This window comes from Pseudomonas cavernicola (genome assembly GCF_003596405.1).
Classification (GTDB): domain Bacteria; phylum Pseudomonadota; class Gammaproteobacteria; order Pseudomonadales; family Pseudomonadaceae; genus Aquipseudomonas; species Aquipseudomonas cavernicola.
In genome coordinates, this window is the sequence record NZ_QYUR01000002.1 from 1,478,584 (window position 1) to 1,494,066 (window position 15,483).

A 15,483-nucleotide genomic window follows, 5' to 3' on the forward strand; every position below is an offset into this window, starting at 1 on the left:
AACCGCAGCGACCGCCGTCGGTAGCCGCGTCGAGCCTCGTCGCCCTATAATGGCTGCCTTTTCGTGAGCATTTTGTGGAGCTGGTGATGGCCGAACGTACGGCGTCCGTCGAGCGCAACACCTTGGAAACCCAGATCAAGGCCTCGATCAATCTGGATGGCACTGGCAAAGCGCGCTTTGCGATTGGTGTGCCGTTCCTTGAGCACATGCTCGACCAGATCGCCCGGCATGGGTTGATCGACCTGGATATCGAAGCCGAAGGCGACCTGCATATCGATGACCACCACATGGTGGAAGACGTCGGTATCACCCTTGGCCAGGCCTTCGCCAAGGCCCTCGGCGACAAGAAAGGCATTTATCGCTATGGCCATGCCTATGTGCCGCTGGATGAAGCCTTGTCGCGCGTGGTGATCGACTTCTCTGGGCGCCCGGGGCTGCAGATGCACGTGCCGTTCACCCGCGCCACGGTCGGCGGCTTCGATGTCGACCTGTTCCAGGAGTTCTTCCAAGGCTTCGTCAATCACGCCCAGGTCAGCCTGCACATCGACAATCTGCGCGGGCACAACACCCACCACCAGATCGAAACCGTGTTCAAGGCGTTCGGCCGCGCGCTGCGCATGGCCGTCGAGCTGGACGAGCGGATGGCCGGGCAGATGCCGTCGACCAAGGGTTGCCTCTGATGCAGACGGTAGCGGTTATCGATTACGGCATGGGTAACCTGCACTCGGTGGCCAAGGCCCTCGAGCACGTCGGTGCCGGGCGGGTGCAGATCACCAGCGACGCCAGCGTGATCCGCGAGGCCGATCGCGTGGTGTTCCCCGGCGTCGGTGCGATTCGCGACTGCATGGCGGAGATTCGTCGCCTCGGCTTCGATACGCTGGTGCGTGAAGTCAGCCAGGATCGTCCGTTCCTCGGCATCTGCGTCGGCATGCAGGCGTTGCTCGATCGTAGTGAAGAGAATGGCGGGGTCGATTGCATCGGCCAGTTCCCCGGACAGGTGCGTTTCTTCGGCAAGGATCTGGTCGAGGATGGCGAGTCGCTGAAAGTGCCGCACATGGGCTGGAACGAGGTCGCGCAGACGCTCGATCACCCGCTCTGGCACAACATTCCGGACCTGGCGCGTTTCTACTTCGTGCATAGCTACTACATCCAGGCGGGCAACCCGCGGCAGGTCGCCGGGCGTGGTCACTATGGCGTCGACTTCGCCGCGGCCCTGGCCGATGGCTCGCGCTTCGCCGTGCAATTCCACCCGGAGAAGAGCCATACCCATGGCCTGCAGTTGCTGCAGAACTTCGCCGCCTGGGATGGTCGCTGGTAATGGCCCGGGCCAAGCACAAGGCGCCAAGCCTGAGCCTCGAAGCCGCGCAGAAGACTGCGGCGGTGGCGGCGATCAAGGACTTTCTGGAAGAGCGCTTCGAGCTGCAACTGGGCTCCTTCGAGGCGCAGGAAGTGCTCGATCTGTTCACCCGCGAAGTGGCGCCGCTTTTCTACAACAAGGCGATTGCCGACGTGCAGGCGCACCTGGCCGACAGGTTCCTGAGCATAGAAAGCGACTTGTGGGCACTCGAGAAGAGCTGACCCTTCACCGATTCCAAGAACTGAATTCCAAGACTTGAGCAGGTTCGACTGATGCTGATTATTCCCGCTATCGATCTCAAAGACGGCGCCTGCGTGCGTCTGCGCCAGGGCCGCATGGACGACTCCACGGTGTTCTCCGATGATCCGGTGAGCATGGCCGCCAAGTGGGTCGACGCTGGTTGCCGGCGTTTGCATCTGGTCGACCTGAACGGCGCCTTCGAAGGCCAGCCGGTCAACGGTGAAGTGGTTACCGCCATCGCCAAGCGCTATCCGCAGCTGCCGATCCAGATCGGCGGCGGTATTCGCTCGCTGGAAACCATCGAGGCTTACGTCAAAGCCGGCGTCAGCTATGTGATCATCGGCACCAAGGCGGTGAAACAACCAGAGTTCGTCGCCGAGGCCTGCCGTGCGTTTCCGGGCAGGGTAATCGTCGGTCTGGACGCCAAAGACGGTTTCGTCGCCACCGATGGCTGGGCCGAAGTCAGCGCCGTGCAGGTCATCGACCTGGCCAAGCGTTTCGAGGCCGATGGTGTGTCGGCCATCGTTTATACCGACATCGCCAAAGACGGCATGATGCAGGGCTGCAATGTGCCCTTCACGGCAGCCTTGGCCGCGGCGACCAAGATTCCGGTGATCGCCTCCGGTGGTATCCATAACCTCGGCGATATCCGCGCCCTGCTGGATGCCAAGGCGCCCGGGATCATTGGCGCGATCACCGGCCGGGCCATCTACGAAGGCACGCTGGATGTGGCTGAAGCGCAAGCGTTCTGCGACAGCTACAAAGGCTGACCCGAACCGTAGGGTGGGTTAGCCGCGCAGCGGCGTAACCCGCCGACTGGCGTTGAACTCAAACCCGCTACGGTGGGTTACGGCCTGCGGCGTAACCCACCCTACGAGAGCACCTACTATGGCACTGGCAAAGAGAATCATCCCCTGCCTCGACGTCGACAACGGTCGCGTGGTCAAGGGCGTCAAGTTCGAGAACATCCGCGATGCCGGTGATCCGGTCGAGATCGCCCGCCGTTACGACGAGCAGGGTGCCGACGAGATTACCTTCCTCGACATCACCGCCAGCGTCGATGGCCGCGACACCACGCTGCATACCGTCGAGCGCATGGCCAGCCAGGTGTTCATCCCGTTGACCGTGGGGGGCGGGGTGCGAACCGTGCAGGACATCCGCAACCTGCTGAATGCCGGGGCGGACAAGGTTTCGATCAACACTGCGGCGGTGTTCAACCCGGAGTTCGTCGGCGAGGCGGCGCAGCGTTTCGGCTCGCAGTGCATCGTCGTCGCCATCGACGCGAAGAAGGTTTCGCTACCCGGCGAGACCCCGCGCTGGGAAATCTTCACCCACGGTGGACGTAAACCCACCGGCCTGGATGCCGTGCTCTGGGCGAAAAAGATGGAAGAGCTCGGCGCGGGTGAAATCCTCCTGACCAGCATGGATCAGGACGGCATGAAGAACGGTTTCGACCTCGGCGTCACCCGTGCCATCAGCGAGACCGTCGGCATTCCGGTAATCGCCTCCGGTGGTGTTGGCAATCTGGAGCATCTGGCGGCGGGTATCCTCGAGGGCAAGGCCTCGGCGGTATTGGCGGCGAGCATCTTCCATTTCGGCGAATACACCGTGCCGGAAGCCAAGGCTTACCTGGCCAGTCGGGGCATTGTGGTGCGCTAATAGCGCAGGCCCAAACCCAGCACCTGCGCCGCTGCTCAATGCGGGCTGAGGCCAAGTCTGCATTTGACTACTCAGTCGCATTTTTCCAGCCAAGATTGGGCGTCGGCAACGCTGCTGCGTATGCTGAGACGCTCTGTCCGCTCTACAAATACTCTACAAATCAAGAAGAGAGCCGCTATGTATAAACGCCTGTTGCTTGCGCTGACTGGCACCTTATTGGTGCTTGCCGGCAGCGCCCGTGCCGACGTGGACGAGAACTACAGTGTTGTCCTGCTGACCGAGAACTTCCCGCCGTACAACATGGCGGTCAATGGCAAGAACTTCGCCCAGGAAGACAATATCGACGGTATTGCCGTGGATATCGTGCAGGAGATGTTCAAGCGTGCCGGGATCAAATACAGCCTGACGCTGCGCTTCCCATGGGATCGGATCTACAAACTGGCGCTGGAAAAGCCGGGCTATGGAGTGTTCGTCACCGCCCGTCTACCTGAGCGTGAGCAAGCATTCAAATGGGTCGGCCCGATCGGCCCGGACGACTGGATCATGCTGGCCAAGCCTGACAGCAAGATCGCCTTGAGTAGCCTGGAAGGCGCGAAGAAGTACAGGGTCGGTGCCTACAAGGGTGACGCGATTGCCGAATACCTGGCACAGCAAAAGCTCGAGCCACTGACCGCGCTGCGCGATCAGGAAAACGCCAAGAAGCTGGAAAGCGGGCAGATCGACCTGTGGGCTACCGGCGATCCGGCTGGGCGTTATCTGGCCAAGCAGGAAGGGGTTGATGGGCTGAAGACCGTGCTGCGCTTCAATAAGGCCGAGCTGTATCTGGCACTGAACAAAGAAGTCCCGGATGAAGTGGTACAGAAGCTGCAAGGTGCGCTGGACAAGATGCGCAGCGAAGGCTTCGTAGACGAGATCCTCAACAGTTATCTGTAATACCAGCGAGAGGCAGCACCGGGCCGGCTTAGCGGCGGCCCTGGCCAAGGATGGCAACGAGACGAGCATTCCGCAGCGGAGCCTTGGCTCCCAGCAGGAATGCCCCCGACCACAATAACAAATCATGCGGGCGCTCCTAACCATGCTGAAACCATTCAAACGTACTCTGTTGCTGGGCTTGATCCTGGCAGCGGCAGCGGCAACGGCTCGAGCCGAGTTGCCGGCCGACTACAAGGTCGTGTTGCTGACCGAGAACTTTCCGCCATTCAACATGGCTGTGGATGACAAGAACTTCGCCCGCGACGATGGCATCGATGGCATCAGTGCCGATATCGTGCGCGAAATGTTCAAACGGGCGGGCATCGACTACACCCTGAGCCTGCGTTTTCCCTGGGACCGCCTCTACCGCCTGACCCTGGACAAGCCCAACTACGGCCTGTTCTCCACCACCTATACGGCTGAGCGCAAACCCCTGTTCAAGTGGGTCGGGCCGCTGGCCAAGACCGGCTGGGTGCTGCTGGCCGCTCCCGGCAATACGCTTAAGGTGCCGAGCCTGAAAGAAGCCGGGCAATACACCATCGGTGCCTACAAGAACGATGCGGTCAGTCAGCACCTGGAAAGCCAGGGCATGAAGCCGGTCAACGCCCTGCGCGATCAGGAAAACGTGAAGAAGCTGACCAGTGGCAAGATCGACCTGTGGGCCACCACCGATCCGGTGGGCCGCTACCTGGCCAAGCAAGAAGGCGTCAGCGGCCTGACCACGGTGCTGCGCTTCAACGATGCCGAGTTGTACCTGGCGTTGAACAAGGACACTCCGGACGAAGTGGTGCAGCGCCTGCAGAAGGCCCTGGACGAGTTGCGTGCCGAGGGCTTTATCGAAGACATCACCGGCAACTATCTGTAAGAGCCTGTTCACGATCCGCTGCGGGCGCCGCACAGTGCTGTGGCTCGCGACTATCTTTGAACAGGCTGCTAAGTCGCCGCGCCGTGGGAGCGAGTTCTACTCGCGATGATGTCGCCGGAGGTGGCGGGCGGATCGCCAGCAGAGCTGGCTCCTACAAAAAAAAAGCGGATGGCGGTTTTTGCTGGGAGCGGCTTTAGCCGCGACAGTTGTGGGGCCGAGAGGCCCTATCGCGGCGCAGCAGCCGTTCCCGACGGCTCGCTGCACTTCCCACGTCCCTGTGGGTCGTAAATTCGCTCCTGCTGGGGAGCCGCTTTAGTCGCCGCGGGTGACGCTCAGGCCTTTCAGCAGGTTGAGTGCTTGGCTCAGTTGGAAGTCATCGTCCTGCGGACGTGGCTGTTTGCTCTGCGCTTTGCCCTTGCTGCTCGGTTTGTCCGCGCCACCGTTGCCATTGCCTAGATGTCCGGCGAGATCGGCTTCCTTGAAGCTTTCGCCATCCTGCTCGCGGGTGATCTTGGCGCGCGTCACTTCGATATCCGGAACGATGCCCTGGGCCTGGATCGAGCGGCCGTTCGGGGTGAAGTACAGCGCGGTGGTGATCTTCAGTGCGCGCTCGTTGCTCAGCGGCAGCACAGTTTGCACTGAACCTTTGCCGAAGCTGTCGGTGCCCATCAGAATGCCGCGCTTATGATCTTGCAGGGCGCCGGCGACAATTTCCGAGGCAGAAGCGCTGCCACCGTTGATCAGCACCACCAGCGGCACACCTTCGCTGGCATCGACCGGGTCGGCGGAGAAGCGCAGTTCGGAGTTGGCGATGCGGCCTTTGGTGTAGACGATCAGGCCCTTTTTGAGGAAGTGATCGGTGACTTCCACCGCCGACTGCAGCACCCCGCCGGGGTTGTTGCGCAGGTCGAGCACCAGGCCGCGGAGTTTCTTATTGCCATAGTCTTTCCTCAGCTTGGCCAGGGCCTTGCCCACTTCATCGCCGGTGTTGACTTGGAATTGGGTGATGCGCAGGTAGCCATAGCCCGGCTCGAGCACCAAGCTTTTCACGCTCTTGACCTTGATCACCGCACGAGTCAGCTCTACGTCAAACGGCTGGCCGCCTTCGCGCACCAGGGTCAGGAGGATCTTTTCGCCGGCTTTGCCGCGCATCTTGTCCACGGCTTCCATCATCGACAGGCCCTTGGTCGGCTCGCCATCGATCTTAACGATCAGGTCGCCGGGCTGGATGCCGGCCTTGGAGGCGGGCGTGTCGTCGATCGGTGAAACCACTTTGACGAAGCCATCTTCCAGGCCGACTTCGATGCCGAGGCCACCGAACTCGCCGCTGGTGCTTTCCTGTAGCTCGGCGAAATCTTCCGGGCCGAGGTAGGCCGAGTGCGGGTCGAGGTTGCTGAGCATGCCCTTGATGGCATTTTCCAGCAGGGTCTTGTCGTCTACCGGCTCGACATAGGCCGCCTTGATTCGGTCCATGACCTCGGCGAAGGTGCGCAGCTCATCGAGCGGCAGCGGCGCTTTGCCGTTCGTCGCAGCTGCTGGCGCGGCGGTCTCGACAGCTTGTGCGGCATGCAGCAGCGGTGCGCCGATCACCAACGCGATAGCCAGGGCCAGAGAGGTAAGGCGGGACAAATGCGGCATAACGAACTCCAGTAGTAGGCTCTGTTAACGTCTAATGGTGTCATTAAACGCCAACAGAGCCTCGGTGATGTAACGCTTATCCTTGTGCGCGACACCATTGTGCCGGGTCGCTAGGGCGGCCCTGCTGACGAATCGCAAAATACAGCGCCGGCGTATCTTGGCCGCCGCTAGTGCCGACGGTCGCGATCGGCTCGCCAGCTTTGACAATGTCGCCGGCGTCTTTCAATAAACTTTGGTTGTGGCCATAGAGGCTCAGATAACCGTTGCCATGGTCGAGAATGACCAGAAGCCCGGCGCCACGCAACCAGTCGGCAAACACTACGCGGCCACCGTGTACGGCCCGCACTTGACTGCCGGCAGAGGCGCCAATCAGCACGCCATCCCAAGTTGTACGAGCGTCGCCGCCGCGAGCGGTTCCGTAACGGGCGACCAAGCGACCATCAACCGGCCAGGGCAATTTGCCGCGGCTCTTGGCGAAAGGGCCGCCGTAGGTGGCGCCGGCGCTGGAAACCAACGGGCCGCTAACGGATTTGTTGGCGGTCGGGCGTGACTGTTTTTCCGCCAGCTGCTGTTCCGCCAGCGCTCGTTGGCGCGCCTCTGCGGCGGCTTTGGCTTCGCGGGCCTGACGGGCGAGGGTCTCTTCGATGGTTTTTAGCACGCGCCCGAGGTCGGCTTGCTCCTGCTCGCGGGCTTTAAGCTTTTGGCCGCGCGCGTTGGACTCCTGGTTCAGCTTGGCCAGCGCTAGCTGTCGCTCCTTGCGGGCTTGCGCCAGTTGCTCGCGGCGGCCATCCAGCGCGCTTTTCTGCTCGGCCAGCTGGGCTTGTTGGGCGGCGCTTTCACGCTCGATATTGGCCAGTTGACGGAGGGTTTCGTTGAAGGTGTTGAGCTGTTCCAGGCGCGCCTGGCTGACGTAATCGTAATAGGTCAGGGTGCGGGCGAATTTTTCCGGGTTTTGTTGGTTCAGCAACAGTTTGAGATATTCCTGGCGGCCGCTTTGGTAGGCTGCACGTGCTTGAATGCCGATCAGGCGCTGCTGCTCAAGGCGTGCGCCTTCGAGTTTTTTTTTCTCGGTATCCAGCCGCTGAATCTCGGCTTCACTTTTATTTAGCTCTTCCTGCAGGGCCTTGACCTGCTTTTCCAGCTGGCCCATTTCGGTTTCCGTGCCGCGCAGTTGTTTCTGCACGCCGGATTTATCCTGTTCCAGCTGTTTAAGCAGCTTTTTCAGCTCGCCAATATCCTGCTGCGCAGCATCTAGCTGCTTCTGGGTTTCGGTGCGTTGATCGGCCATTACCGGGCTGAGCAGGCAAGCAAGGAAGACGGCAAGCAAAGTGCGGAGCATGGGGCGGGCGATACCGGGGGAGGGAGACGCCCTAGTATGCCCGCGGCGGGCTGCAAAAAAAACGTCCATACCACAGGCGGTGAGGCGTTTGTGTCGAGCGGTGTCGGTTTAGCGCATGTCGCGGGCGATCCATTCGAGCACCGAGGCGTGCTTGGGCTCCCAGCCCAGCAACTGGCGGGCGCGCTAGCCGCGCGGATCAGCTGCTTGCTCGACTTCATCGCCGCCCGCGTGCGGCTCTGAAACGACAAAGCCCCGGCTATTTGCCGGGGCTTTGTCTGGGGCGCCGAGTTTATTGCAGTTCGAGGATGCTGGTGCCAGTCATCTCCGCGGGTTGTGGCAGGCCCATCAAGGTCAGCATGGTCGGTGCCACGTCGGCCAGCACGCCGCCTTGGCGCAGGCTGACCTTACGCTTGCCGACATAGATGAACGGCACCGGCTCACAGGTATGCGCGGTGTGCACCTGGCCGGTGCATTCGTCCTCCATCTGTTCGACATTGCCGTGGTCGGCGGTGATCAGCGCTTCGCCGCCAACTTTGTCCAGCGCGGCGACGATGCGGCCGACACAGACGTCCAGGCATTCCACGGCCTTGACTGCCGCTTCGAACACGCCGGTATGGCCAACCATGTCGCCGTTGGCGTAGTTGACGATGATCACGTCGTAACGCTGCTGCTCGATGGCTTCGACGATGCGGTCGGTGACTATCGGCGCATTCATCTCCGGTTGCAGGTCGTAGGTGGCGACTTTCGGCGAGGGGACGAGGATGCGCTCTTCACCCTCGAACGGTTCTTCACGGCCGCCGGAGAAGAAGAAGGTGACGTGGGCGTATTTCTCGGTTTCGGCGATGCGCAGCTGGGTCTTGCCGTGTTTCGCCAGGTATTCGCCGAGCACGTTGTCCAGGCTGGTCGCCGCGAAGGCGCTGGGCGCTTGGATGCTGGCAGCGTACTGGGTGAGCATGATGAAGCCGGCCAGCTTGGGCTGGCGAGCGCGGGCAAACTCGTTGAAGTCCGGCTCGACGAATGCGCGGGTCAGCTCGCGGGCACGATCGGCACGGAAGTTCATGAAGACCACGGCATCGCCGTCTTCGACGTTAACCGGGGCGCCGATGCTGGTGGCTTTGACGAATTCGTCACTCTCGCCACGGGCATAGGCGGCTTCAAGGGCGGCAACGGCGCTGTCCGCCTGGAACTGGGCCTGACCATCGACGATCAGGTTGTAAGCGGCTTCGACGCGGTCCCAGCGATTGTCACGGTCCATCGCAAAGTAACGGCCGATGATCGAGGCGGTGCGGCCTTTGCCAAGGCGGGCGAAGGTGTTGTCGAGCAGTTCCAGCGACGGTTGGGCGCTTTTCGGCGGGGTGTCGCGGCCGTCGAGAAAGGCGTGCAGATAAACCTTCTCGGCACCGCGCTGGGCAGCCAGCTCGGCCATGGCGACTAGATGATCCTGATGGCTGTGCACGCCACCGTCAGACAACAGGCCGAGGATATGCACAGCCTTGCCGGCGCTGACGGCTTGATCCACCGCGCGGCAGATCGCCGGGTTGTCGAAGAACTCGCCATCGCGGATCGCCTTAGTCACCCGGGTAAAGTCCTGGTACACCACGCGGCCGGCGCCAAGGTTCATGTGGCCGACCTCGGAGTTGCCCATCTGTCCGTCCGGCAGGCCAACGTCCATGCCGCTGCCTGAGATCAGGCCATTCGGCTGAGTGGCGCGCAGGTGATCGTAGACCGGCGTGTTGGCGGCGTAGATGGCGTTGTATTCGGGGCTGTCACTGTGACCGAAGCCGTCCAGGATGATCAGAACCAGGGGTTTGGGCGTGGCAGTCATAGATCCGACTCGCTTTTGGCGTGGTGGTCAAAAAGGCCGGGCATTTTAAAGCCAAGTCTCGGCGGCGTCACCGTCGGGCGGGGTTTGGCCGACCTTTGGGCCTGTGTATACTGGCCGACATTTTACCGTCCTGGAACCTATTGATGCTCGCTCACCTGATTGAATTTGCCACTACCCACTATGTGCTCAGCGGTGTGTTCGCGGTGCTGCTGGCCTTGCTGATCTTCACCGAGCTGCAAAAAGGCGGTCAAAGCCTGAGCACTCGCGAGCTGACGGCGCTGGTCAATAGCGAACAGGGCCTGGTGCTCGATGTGCGCTCGAACAAGGACTTTGCCAGCGGCCATATCGTTGGCGCGCTGAATATCCCTTCCGAGAAAGTCATCAGCCGTATCGCCGAGCTGGAAAAGCACAAGACCAAGACCTTGATCGTGGTCGATGCCCTGGGCCAGCATGCCGGTAGCGTCAGCCGTGAGCTGAAGAAAGCCGGTTTCAACGCAGCCAAGCTGTCTGGTGGGATTTCCAGCTGGCGCGGCGACAATCTGCCCTTGGTGAAGTGATATGCCGTCCGTCGTCGTCTATTCCAGCGACTGGTGTCCTTACTGCACCCGCGCCAAACAGTTGCTGGCGAAAAAGGGTGTGATCTTCGAGGAAATCAGCGTCGACGGTAAGCCCGATGTGCGCGCTGAAATGACCCGCAAGGCGCGCGCCACTTCGGTGCCGCAGATCTGGATCGGCAGCACCCATGTGGGCGGCTGTGATGACCTCTATGCCCTGGAACGCGCCGGTAAGCTGGATGCGTTGCTCAAGGCCTGAATTTTTGTAGAAACCTAACGATAAGAAGGCTCTGCTATGACTGAACAAGTGACCAACGGCGCTGCACAAGACGACCAGAACCCGCAGTTTTCCCTGCAGCGCATCTATGTGCGCGACCTCTCCTTTGAAGCGCCGAAGAGCCCGGAAATCTTCCGTCAGGAGTGGAATCCGAGTGTGGCTCTGGACCTGAATACCCGGCAGAAGTCTCTGGAAGGCGACTTTCACGAAGTGGTGCTGACTCTCTCCGTGACGGTTAAAACCGGCGAAGAGACCGCCTTCATTGCCGAAGTGCAGCAGGCCGGGATCTTCCTGATCAAGGGGCTGGACGCCGCCTCGATGAGCCACACTCTCGGTGCGTTCTGCCCGAACATTCTGTTCCCGTACGCCCGCGAGACCCTCGACAGCTTGGTCGTGCGCGGTTCGTTCCCGGCGCTGATGCTGGCACCGGTGAACTTCGACGCGCTCTACGCTCAGGAACTGAGCCGTATGCAAGCGGCTGGCGAAGCCCCCGTTGCGGCTCAGCACTAAGTCGTTGCCGCACTGAAAAAGGCGCCCTGCGGGGCGCTTTTTCATGTCGGTGCTTTTGTTGGGGGCGGGAAGATTTATTGGCCCTGTCTGGGTTGGCAGTTGCGCAATAGCCTGACAACAACGCCGACTCCGTAGGAGCGAGCTCTGCTCGCGAAGCTGGTAAGTTGTCTATGTTCGCTAGCAGAGCTAGCTCCTACAAAGAGCAGCAGTCCGACGTAACAGATAACGGGTGCAGAGCCAATGTATTCGACTGAAGTACCTGCAGGAGCCTCAGTCGAGGCTGAAGTCGAGCTGGCGCCAGCCTTCATAGACGGCTACCGCGACGGTGTTGGAGAGGTTCAGGCTGCGACAGCCGGGGCGCATTGGCAGGCGTAGGCGCTGTTCAGGCGGCAAATTTTCCAGCACCTCGGCCGGCAGTCCGCGGCTTTCCGGGCCAAACAACAGGGCGTCACCGTGCTGAAAGCGGGCTTCGTGATAGGGCCGCGAGGCCTTGGTGGTAAAGGCAAACAGCCGCGGTTGGCCGAGGCTCGCCAGGCAACTGGCCAGGTCGGCGTGGCGGCTCAGGCTGGCGTACTCGTGATAGTCCAGCCCGGCGCGGCGCAGGCGCTTGTCGTCCAACTCGAAGCCGAGCGGTTCGATCAGATGCAGGCTGCAGCCGCTGTTGGCGCACAGCCTGATAATGTTGCCGGTATTCGGTGGGATTTCCGGTTGAAAGAGGATCACGTGAAACATGCACGGCTCCGAGCGTGAGGACGGGCAGGATTCTACTCCTGTAGAGGACCCGCGGCCGAAGTTATGGCGGCGCTTCCTCGCGGCGTTGGCGCTGCTTGGCTTGTTGGTCGGGTTGATGCTTGGCCGCTTGACGACACCTGAGCCGGTCACTCTGGAACAGGTTGAAGTGCTGCCTGATGGTCTGCAACTTTGGTTCAATGTTGAACCAAAAGTGTCCGCTGAGCACTTGCATGGTGCGCTGGTGCTGCTGTTTGAGGCAGAAGGTCGCGCCCAGCATGGGCAGCTGCAGTTAGCTGGAAAGGGCGTGAATTGGCGATTGATTCATAGTGAGCGGGGCTTGCTGTTGAATCTGGTTGCAGCCCGCCCGCTGCGTGGCGAGTGGCACGGCGCAGCGGTGGAGGGGCGGTGGCGGCTGACGATCAGCCTGCGCGCGGAATAAAAAAGGGGATTCCCCGGCCTGCCTGTACCAAGGTCCCCGAAATTGGAGTTACCTGATACTAAGCACGAGGTGTGCCAGTTTTATTACCGCTGCTGTTGGCCGGCCCTTTGGGCCGGGTGCTGGGTTACGGCCTGCGCGTCATCGCCTTCGGCATCGTCAGCGCCGTCGATCTTCATGCCGAGTTCGTAGGGTGGGTTAGCCGCGCAAGCGGCGTAACCCACCATCGACATGGCCGGCCCCTTGGGTCGGGTGGTGGGTTACGGCCTCCGGCCTAACCCACCCTACGCGTCGTCGCCTTCTTCGTCGTCACCGGCCACCTTCATGCCGAGTTCTTTGATCTTGCGCGTCAGGGTATTGCGCCCCCAGCCGAGCAGCACGGCGGCATCGCGGCGGCGGCCGGCGGTGTGCTTGAGTGCGGTCTCGATCATGATTCGCTCGAAGGTCGGCACGGCGCTGTCGAGCAGGCTCGATTGGCCGCGCGCCAGGGCCTGGTCGGCCCACTGGCGCAGTGCCTGCTCCCAGTTGGTCGCTGGCGCACTGTCTTGCGGTTGGGTCAGCAGCTCCGGCGGCAGGTCGTCGATATGCACTTCGCGACCGGAAGCCATCACGGTGATCCAGCGGCAGGTGTTCTCCAACTGGCGCACGTTGCCTGGCCACGGAAGGTTCTTCAGGTAGTCCTCGGTCTCACTCTTCAGCAGCTTCGGCTCGACCGCCAGCTCCTTGGCGGCTCGACTGAGGAAGTGGCGAGCCAGCGTGGGGATGTCTTCACGGCGGTCGGACATCCGCGGGATATGAATGCGGATGACGTTGAGGCGGTGGAACAGGTCTTCGCGGAATTTGCCCGCCTGCACCAGGTTTTCCAGGTTCTGGTGGGTGGCGGCAATGATGCGCACGTCGACTTTGACCGGCGTGTGACCGCCGACCCGGTAGAACTCGCCGTCGGCCAGCACCCGCAACAGGCGAGTCTGGGTGTCGGCCGGCATATCGCCAATTTCGTCGAGGAACAGGGTGCCGCCGTCAGCCTGCTCGAAACGCCCGCGGCGTTGGTTGGCGGCGCCGGTGAAGGCGCCTTTTTCGTGACCGAACAGCTCGGATTCCATCAGGTCTTTCGGAATCGCCGCCATGTTCAGCGCGATGAACGGTGACGTCGCCCGTGGACTATGCCGGTGCAGGGCATGCGCGACCAGCTCCTTGCCGGTGCCGGACTCGCCATTGATCAGCACGGTGATGTTCGAGTGGCTGAGGCGGCCGATGGCGCGGAACACTTCCTGCATCGCCGGCGCTTCGCCGATGATCTCCGGCGTGCGGGCTTGTACGACTGGGACTTCCAGCCCCTGCTGCTCCTGGGCGTGCTGGAAAGCGCGTTTGACCAGGGACACGGCTTCATCGACATCGAAGGGCTTGGGCAGGTACTCGAAGGCTCCGCCCTGGTAGGACGCCACAGCGCTTTCCAGGTCGGAATGGGCGGTCATGATGATCACCGGCAGGCGCGGGTGCTGCTCGCGAATCTTGGCCAGCAGTTCGAGGCCGCTGGAGCCGGGCATGCGGATGTCCGAGATGACCACATCCGGTTGCTGGCGGCTCAGGCGGCCGAGTACGCCGTCGGCGCTGTCGAAGCTGGTGGTGGTCATGCCTTCCTGTTGCAGGGCTTTTTCCAGGACCCAGCGGATGGAGCGGTCGTCGTCGACAATCCAGACGGTTTCACTGCGGCTCATGGCGAAGTAACTCCTTGTTCCAACGGCAGGAAGATCGAGAACACGGTGTGGCCGGGATGGCTCTCGCACTCGATCAGCCCCTGGTGCTGACTAATGATGTTCTGGGTGATGGCCAGGCCTAGCCCCGTACCGTCCGGGCGACCGCTGACCATGGGGTAGAAGATGGTTTCCTGTAGCTCCGCCGGGATGCCGGGGCCGTTGTCGATGATCTCCACCTTGGTCACCAGGCGATGGCGGGTGTGGCCGATGGTGAATTGGCGCAGGGTGCGGGTGCGCAGGGTGATGCGGCCCAGGCGCAACTCGTTCTGCGTGCCGATGGCCTGCATCGCGTTGCGCACGATATTCAGCACCGCCTGGATCATCTGTTCGCGGTCGATCAGCACGTCCGGGATGCTCGGATCGTAATCGCGCACCAACGTGATACTGCCCTGGCTTTCCGCTTCGACCAGGCTGCCGACGCGTTCCAGCACCTCGTGCACGTTGGTCAGCGCCAGAGACGGCAACTTGTTCGAGCCGAGCATGCGGTCCACGAGGTTCCGCAGGCGGTCGGCTTCTTCGATGATGACGTTAGTGTAGTCCTTGAGGCTTTCTTCCGGCAGCTCGCGGGCCAGCAGTTGGGCGGCGCCGCGGATGCCGCCGAGCGGATTCTTGATCTCATGGGCCAGGCCGCGCACCAGCAGCTTGGTGGTTTCCTGCTTGGACAGCTGCGCCTCTTCCTTGGTGATCCGCAGCAGTCGGTCACGCGGATGGACTTCCAGTAGCAACAGGGTTTCGCCGCGATTGAGAATCGGAGTCACCGCATAGTCGACGGTCAAGGTTTGCCCGGTCAGCGCCGTCAGCACGGCTTCGCGCTTGTTGAACGGGTGCGCCTGTTCCACCGCCTGGCGCAACGAGGCCAGGGCTTCCGGCGACTCGGTGAACAGCTCGCTGATGAACTGGCCATGGCTGCGTTGGCCACTGACGGCCAGCAGCATCTCGGCCGCCGGATTCATGTACTCAAGGCGCAGTTCGGCGTTGAGCAGCAGGGTCGCGGTGGTCAGGTTATCCAGCAGCAGTCGGTGCAGGGCGTCGTTGATGGTCATCATAGGCTCTGTTGACGTTTAATGACGAGCCGCGTTGTCGCCTGAAAGGGCGCCAGGCAAGGCGCAGGCAGCCGGCAATGGTCGTCCCTTGCCAAGGCCTGCAACGCGGCATGGCGCCCTTTCAGGCACAACCCGAAGGGCCGGGCCTGCTGTTGTGCAGGGCTGCGTTACTCGTCGTTCATTTGGAACAACCAAATCACACTCCTCGCGCCTTGCCCTGCGCAACAGCAGGCTCCGGCGCGGCCTTCATTAAGCGTCAACAGAGCCTAAAGATCCCGA

At 61.8% G+C, this 15,483-nt stretch carries 18 protein-coding genes; 11 read left to right on the forward strand and 7 right to left on the reverse strand.

Annotated elements, in window-relative coordinates; all coding sequences use genetic code 11:
- Nucleotides 1–86: 86 nt before the first annotated feature.
- From hisB to D3879_RS07285, 7 genes are all read left to right on the forward strand, one after another.
- Nucleotides 87–680, forward strand: a complete 594-nt coding sequence (gene hisB / locus D3879_RS07255; protein WP_119953383.1) for an imidazoleglycerol-phosphate dehydratase HisB — start codon at nt 87–89, stop codon at nt 678–680.
- Nucleotides 680–1,318, forward strand: a complete 639-nt coding sequence (gene hisH / locus D3879_RS07260; RefSeq protein WP_119953384.1) for an imidazole glycerol phosphate synthase subunit HisH — start codon at nt 680–682, stop codon at nt 1,316–1,318. Before hisB ends, hisH begins: the two co-directional genes overlap by 1 nt.
- Entirely contained in the window at nt 1,318–1,578 is a 261-nt protein-coding gene (locus tag D3879_RS07265) for a DUF2164 domain-containing protein (RefSeq protein WP_119953385.1), read from the forward strand. Before hisH ends, D3879_RS07265 begins: the two co-directional genes overlap by 1 nt.
- A 51-nt stretch (nt 1,579–1,629) precedes the next feature.
- Complete coding sequence (gene hisA / locus D3879_RS07270) at nt 1,630–2,367, forward strand: 1-(5-phosphoribosyl)-5-[(5-phosphoribosylamino)methylideneamino]imidazole-4-carboxamide isomerase (protein ID WP_119953386.1); 738 nt, start codon at nt 1,630–1,632, stop codon at nt 2,365–2,367.
- Between the two features lie 118 nt (nt 2,368–2,485).
- Nucleotides 2,486–3,256: an imidazole glycerol phosphate synthase subunit HisF gene (gene hisF / locus D3879_RS07275; RefSeq protein ID WP_119953387.1), complete on the forward strand. Its 771-nt coding sequence runs from the start codon at nt 2,486–2,488 to the stop codon at nt 3,254–3,256.
- A 177-nt stretch (nt 3,257–3,433) separates the two neighbouring features.
- Nucleotides 3,434–4,189 carry a substrate-binding periplasmic protein gene (locus D3879_RS07280; RefSeq protein WP_119953388.1) on the forward strand — a complete coding sequence of 252 codons (756 nt, stop codon included), beginning with the start codon at nt 3,434–3,436 and terminating at the stop codon, nt 4,187–4,189.
- A 142-nt stretch (nt 4,190–4,331) separates the two neighbouring features.
- Nucleotides 4,332–5,093 (forward strand): substrate-binding periplasmic protein, encoded by a 762-nt coding sequence (locus D3879_RS07285; protein WP_119954913.1) that lies wholly within the window; start codon nt 4,332–4,334, stop codon nt 5,091–5,093.
- Nucleotides 5,094–5,405: 312 nt separating this feature from the next.
- Here D3879_RS07285 and D3879_RS07290 read toward each other — a convergent pair whose 3' ends face one another.
- From D3879_RS07290 to gpmI, 3 genes are all read right to left on the reverse strand, one after another.
- Nucleotides 5,406–6,731 (reverse strand): S41 family peptidase, encoded by a 1,326-nt coding sequence (locus tag D3879_RS07290; RefSeq protein WP_119953389.1) that lies wholly within the window; start codon nt 6,729–6,731, stop codon nt 5,406–5,408.
- 76 nt (nt 6,732–6,807) lie between these two features.
- Nucleotides 6,808–8,070 (reverse strand): murein hydrolase activator EnvC family protein, encoded by a 1,263-nt coding sequence (locus tag D3879_RS07295; protein ID WP_218567810.1) that lies wholly within the window; start codon nt 8,068–8,070, stop codon nt 6,808–6,810.
- Nucleotides 8,071–8,359: 289 nt separating this feature from the next.
- Nucleotides 8,360–9,895 carry a 2,3-bisphosphoglycerate-independent phosphoglycerate mutase gene (gene gpmI / locus D3879_RS07300; RefSeq protein ID WP_119953391.1) on the reverse strand — a complete coding sequence of 512 codons (1,536 nt, stop codon included), beginning with the start codon at nt 9,893–9,895 and terminating at the stop codon, nt 8,360–8,362.
- Nucleotides 9,896–10,038: 143 nt separating this feature from the next.
- On the opposite strand from gpmI, the gene D3879_RS07305 reads away from it, so the two are divergent.
- The 3 genes from D3879_RS07305 to secB are packed head-to-tail and all read left to right on the forward strand — an operon-like array spanning nt 10,039 to nt 11,236.
- Nucleotides 10,039–10,452: a rhodanese-like domain-containing protein gene (locus D3879_RS07305; protein ID WP_119953392.1), complete on the forward strand. Its 414-nt coding sequence runs from the start codon at nt 10,039–10,041 to the stop codon at nt 10,450–10,452.
- A 1-nt stretch (nt 10,453) separates the two neighbouring features.
- Nucleotides 10,454–10,708 carry a glutaredoxin 3 gene (gene grxC, locus D3879_RS07310; RefSeq protein WP_119953393.1) on the forward strand — a complete coding sequence of 85 codons (255 nt, stop codon included), beginning with the start codon at nt 10,454–10,456 and terminating at the stop codon, nt 10,706–10,708.
- A gap of 36 nt (nt 10,709–10,744) precedes the next feature.
- Complete coding sequence (gene secB, locus D3879_RS07315) at nt 10,745–11,236, forward strand: protein-export chaperone SecB (protein ID WP_119953394.1); 492 nt, start codon at nt 10,745–10,747, stop codon at nt 11,234–11,236.
- A gap of 270 nt (nt 11,237–11,506) precedes the next feature.
- Here the strand turns inward: secB and D3879_RS07320 are convergent, their stop codons facing one another.
- The gene (locus D3879_RS07320; RefSeq protein WP_119953395.1) at nt 11,507–11,968 is read right to left on the reverse strand and encodes a tRNA (cytidine(34)-2'-O)-methyltransferase; all 462 of its coding nucleotides are present in this window, start codon (nt 11,966–11,968) and stop codon (nt 11,507–11,509) included.
- Between D3879_RS07320 and D3879_RS07325 the strand changes: the two genes are divergently transcribed.
- Nucleotides 11,967–12,407, forward strand: coding sequence for a hypothetical protein (locus tag D3879_RS07325; RefSeq protein ID WP_119953396.1), 441 nt, complete (start codon nt 11,967–11,969; stop codon nt 12,405–12,407). The genes D3879_RS07320 and D3879_RS07325 overlap by 2 nt on opposite strands.
- A gap of 83 nt (nt 12,408–12,490) precedes the next feature.
- On the opposite strand, the gene D3879_RS26490 is transcribed toward D3879_RS07325, so the two are convergent.
- The 3 genes from D3879_RS26490 to glnL are packed head-to-tail and all read right to left on the reverse strand — an operon-like array spanning nt 12,491 to nt 15,204.
- Complete coding sequence (locus D3879_RS26490; protein ID WP_158592071.1) at nt 12,491–12,637, reverse strand: hypothetical protein; 147 nt, start codon at nt 12,635–12,637, stop codon at nt 12,491–12,493.
- Nucleotides 12,638–12,688: 51 nt separating this feature from the next.
- Entirely contained in the window at nt 12,689–14,122 is a 1,434-nt protein-coding gene (gene ntrC / locus D3879_RS07330) for a nitrogen regulation protein NR(I) (RefSeq protein ID WP_119953397.1), read from the reverse strand.
- Entirely contained in the window at nt 14,119–15,204 is a 1,086-nt protein-coding gene (gene glnL, locus D3879_RS07335; RefSeq protein WP_119954914.1) for a nitrogen regulation protein NR(II), read from the reverse strand. Before glnL ends, ntrC begins: the two co-directional genes overlap by 4 nt.
- Nucleotides 15,205–15,483 lie beyond the last annotated feature (279 nt).

Coding starts and splice junctions, on each gene's coding strand:
- hisF (WP_119953387.1), top strand. CDS start 2,486: ATGGCACTGGCAAAGAGAATCATCCCCTGCCTCGACGTCGACAACGGT.
- D3879_RS26490 (WP_158592071.1), bottom strand. CDS start 12,637: ATGTCGATGGTGGGTTACGCCGCTTGCGCGGCTAACCCACCCTACGAA.
- grxC (WP_119953393.1), top strand. CDS start 10,454: ATGCCGTCCGTCGTCGTCTATTCCAGCGACTGGTGTCCTTACTGCACC.
- D3879_RS07320 (WP_119953395.1), bottom strand. CDS start 11,968: ATGTTTCACGTGATCCTCTTTCAACCGGAAATCCCACCGAATACCGGC.
- ntrC (WP_119953397.1), bottom strand. CDS start 14,122: ATGAGCCGCAGTGAAACCGTCTGGATTGTCGACGACGACCGCTCCATC.
- D3879_RS07295 (WP_218567810.1), bottom strand. CDS start 8,070: ATGCTCCGCACTTTGCTTGCCGTCTTCCTTGCTTGCCTGCTCAGCCCG.
- gpmI (WP_119953391.1), bottom strand. CDS start 9,895: ATGACTGCCACGCCCAAACCCCTGGTTCTGATCATCCTGGACGGCTTC.
- D3879_RS07305 (WP_119953392.1), top strand. CDS start 10,039: ATGCTCGCTCACCTGATTGAATTTGCCACTACCCACTATGTGCTCAGC.
- glnL (WP_119954914.1), bottom strand. CDS start 15,204: ATGACCATCAACGACGCCCTGCACCGACTGCTGCTGGATAACCTGACC.
- secB (WP_119953394.1), top strand. CDS start 10,745: ATGACTGAACAAGTGACCAACGGCGCTGCACAAGACGACCAGAACCCG.
- hisH (WP_119953384.1), top strand. CDS start 680: ATGCAGACGGTAGCGGTTATCGATTACGGCATGGGTAACCTGCACTCG.
- D3879_RS07290 (WP_119953389.1), bottom strand. CDS start 6,731: ATGCCGCATTTGTCCCGCCTTACCTCTCTGGCCCTGGCTATCGCGTTG.
- hisA (WP_119953386.1), top strand. CDS start 1,630: ATGCTGATTATTCCCGCTATCGATCTCAAAGACGGCGCCTGCGTGCGT.
- D3879_RS07280 (WP_119953388.1), top strand. CDS start 3,434: ATGTATAAACGCCTGTTGCTTGCGCTGACTGGCACCTTATTGGTGCTT.
- D3879_RS07325 (WP_119953396.1), top strand. CDS start 11,967: ATGCACGGCTCCGAGCGTGAGGACGGGCAGGATTCTACTCCTGTAGAG.
- D3879_RS07265 (WP_119953385.1), top strand. CDS start 1,318: ATGGCCCGGGCCAAGCACAAGGCGCCAAGCCTGAGCCTCGAAGCCGCG.
- D3879_RS07285 (WP_119954913.1), top strand. CDS start 4,332: ATGCTGAAACCATTCAAACGTACTCTGTTGCTGGGCTTGATCCTGGCA.
- hisB (WP_119953383.1), top strand. CDS start 87: ATGGCCGAACGTACGGCGTCCGTCGAGCGCAACACCTTGGAAACCCAG.